The sequence below is a fragment of the Arthrobacter sp. Hiyo1 genome (assembly GCF_001263615.2).
Lineage (GTDB): Bacteria > Actinomycetota > Actinomycetes > Actinomycetales > Micrococcaceae > Arthrobacter.
Genome location: NZ_DF952469.1, coordinates 796,560 through 799,214, shown reverse-complemented (window position 1 = coordinate 799,214; position 2,655 = coordinate 796,560). Strand labels below are relative to the sequence as shown.

Below are 2,655 nucleotides of genomic sequence, written 5' to 3'. Positions count from 1 at the left end.
CCGGGACCACCGGGGAGATGAGGTCCGGCCGCGCTGCAAACAGGGCCCGCAGCGAATCATCGCTGCGCGCTTCCAGTTCCTTGCTGAGCGCGCGAATAAGGGACATCAATTCAACGTTACAGCCAGCCGGGTCCGCCGTCGGGCTTTCCGGCTGCTCATTGCCGACGCCGCGCCCACACAGCGTCCACCACCAGCGCGGCCATCAAAATAAAGGCGAGCGGCAGCCCGTAGAGAGCGGTGGACGTAACCCACACCGGTGCCACTCCGTTGGCGAAAGCGATCCCCATGACGGCGGCTACGGAAGCCAGGGACAGGACTGCGACGACGGCGGCAACGATCGTGAGCGGGCGGCGGAAGTCGTGGGGAATCATGGAAGCAACGCTAACAGTCCCGGGCCGCATCCCCTGTTCCAGGCAAGGGTGCAGCCTGGCCGCGGGCAAAAGGCGGCGGGACCTGCCTGCGGGGGTCTCAAAGCGCGAATCGGTGGCCGGGCAGGATAACCTTGAAGCAATAGACCAACATGGTCCAGGCAGTCACCCCTATTCCCGCAGTCTCCTGCGGATGCGGTGGCGTGCCGGCTGTGTCTCGCAAGTAAGAACGAAGAAGGTTGATTACGTGCCCACCGGCAAGGTCAAGTGGTATGACAAGGAAAAAGGCTTCGGATTCCTCGCAGCAGAGGACGGCCAGGAAGTGTTTCTGCCCAAATCCGCACTGCCCGAAGGCGTAGCGGATCTCAAGGCAGGAACCCGGGTTGAGTTCGGCGTCGCCGACGGTCGCCGGGGCGCCCAGGCGCTGGGCCTCCGGGTCCTGGACAAGTTGCCTTCCATCGCCAAGGCCAAGCGCATGAACGCCCGCGAGCTCGCTCCGGTAGTCCAGGATCTCGTATCTGTACTGGACAACCTCTCCGGCACGTTGTCCGCCGGCAAGTACCCTGAAGGCGCCAAGGGCAAAGCCATCGCAGCAGCCCTGCGCAAGGTTGCCGACGAGCTGGAAGCCTAAACCTGCCATGACATCAACGGCGAAACCCCGCACCGGCATTCCTGTGTGGCGCGTCGGCAAGCCGGACGCTTTCCTTGCGGCCGCCGTCGACGTCGCCCGCAATGCGGTGGAGACCATTGCCAAGCCGGCAGAAATCGGGCCGCATATTGCCGCGCGCTCGGAAGGCGAACGCGTCGTCACGCACCTGTTCGAATCGCGGCTGGCCGGGTACGGCGGGTGGCAGTGGTACGCCGTCGTGACCCGCAACTCGCGCTCCAAAGTGGTCACCGTCAGCGAGCTTGGCTTGCTGCCGTCCGAGGACTCCATCCTCGCTCCTGAATGGGTGCCTTGGGCAAAGCGCGTCCGTCCGGAGGACGAGGCTACCGCGGCCGAGGAGGCGGAGGAAGCCGGCGTCCCCGTTGACGCGGACGACGACGGCGACCCTTCCCGTGAGGACGTCGCCGCCCCGGGTGACGAACAAGAGAGCGACGACGCCGACGACATCGAGGCTGACTAGCCCTTGGCGGACCCGGCGAGTGAATTTCGTGAAGGTGGCAACTGATGTCCACCTTCAAATCGCTCGGTGTCCTTAACTACCGCATTTGGTTCATCGGTGCGCTCGTTTCCAATATCGGCACGTGGATGCAACGGACTGCCCAGGACTGGCTGGTCTTCGCCCATCTGAGCAACCACGATGCCGGGGCGATGGGCGTGACCTTGGCCCTCCAACTGGGTCCGCAGCTTTTCCTGGCGCCGTGGGCCGGACTGCTTGCCGACCGCTACAGCCGGCGCAGGCTCCTCGTCATGACGCAATCGGCCATGGCGGTCCTGAGCACTGGCTTGGGACTCCTGGTCCTAAGCGGTGCGGCGCAGTTGTGGCATGTCTACGTGTTCGCGCTGTTGCTTGGCGTCGTCTCGGCACTTGACGCCCCCGTCCGCCAGACGTTCGTGTCCGAGCTGGTCAAGGACGACTATCTTTCCAACGCTGTCGCGTTGAACAGCGCATCCTTCAACGTCGCCCGCATGATCGGTCCCGCGGTGGCCGGCGTGTTGACGGTGGCGGTGGGGCCAGGTTGGGTATTCATGATCAATACCTTGACCTTCCTCGCAATGCTTGGCTCGATCCGGGCCATCCCTCTTTCCTCCTTGCGCGTCCAACCCCGCGCCGCCGCTGGCAAAGGCCGCATCCGTGAAGGGCTTCGCTACGTCCGCAACCGCCCGGACATTGTGGTTGTCCTCGTCGCGATCTTCATCATGGGCACGTTCGGACTGAACTTCGTCCTCTTCATCGCGGCCATGGTCGGCACGGAGTTCGGCATGGACGCGGGGGCATTCGGGCTGCTCAACTCGGTCATGGCGATCGGCTCCGTCACAGGAGCATTGCTTTCCGCCCGGCGAGGGAGGCCACGCATGCGGCTCATCTTCGCGGCGGCGGGCGGGTTCGGCCTCGCGAGCGGACTGGCCGCCCTGGCGCCGAACTACACCATGTTCGCCTTGGCATTGATTCCCTGCGGACTGTTTGCCCTGACCATGATCACGAGCGCCAACGGCTACGTGCAGTCCACCACCGAACCTGTCATGCGCGGCAGGGTCATGGCGCTGTACATGGCCATTTTCATGGGTGGAACGCCCATCGGTGCACCGTTCGTCGGCTGGGTGTCCAACGTGGCCGGACCC

General features: G+C 64.6%; 4 protein-coding genes. 3 read left to right on the top strand and 1 reads right to left on the bottom strand.

Going from position 1 to position 2,655, the window contains the following annotated elements; genetic code table 11:
• Positions 1-155 precede the first annotated feature (155 nt).
• On the bottom strand, positions 156-371 hold the full coding sequence (locus AHiyo1_RS07975; RefSeq protein ID WP_059388200.1) for a hypothetical protein: 216 nt from the start codon (positions 369-371) through the stop codon (positions 156-158).
• A gap of 244 nt (positions 372-615) precedes the next feature.
• On the opposite strand from AHiyo1_RS07975, the gene AHiyo1_RS07970 reads away from it, so the two are divergent.
• The 3 genes from AHiyo1_RS07970 to AHiyo1_RS07960 all read left to right on the top strand — a co-directional run.
• Entirely contained in the window at positions 616-999 is a 384-nt protein-coding gene (locus AHiyo1_RS07970; protein ID WP_059388199.1) for a cold-shock protein, read from the top strand.
• A 7-nt stretch (positions 1,000-1,006) separates the two neighbouring features.
• Complete coding sequence (locus tag AHiyo1_RS07965; RefSeq protein ID WP_084784410.1) at positions 1,007-1,495, top strand: DUF3027 domain-containing protein; 489 nt, start codon at positions 1,007-1,009, stop codon at positions 1,493-1,495.
• A gap of 44 nt (positions 1,496-1,539) precedes the next feature.
• Positions 1,540-2,655, top strand: a 1,116-nt coding sequence (locus AHiyo1_RS07960; RefSeq protein ID WP_059388197.1) for an MFS transporter, incomplete at its 3' end; no start/stop codon positions are given.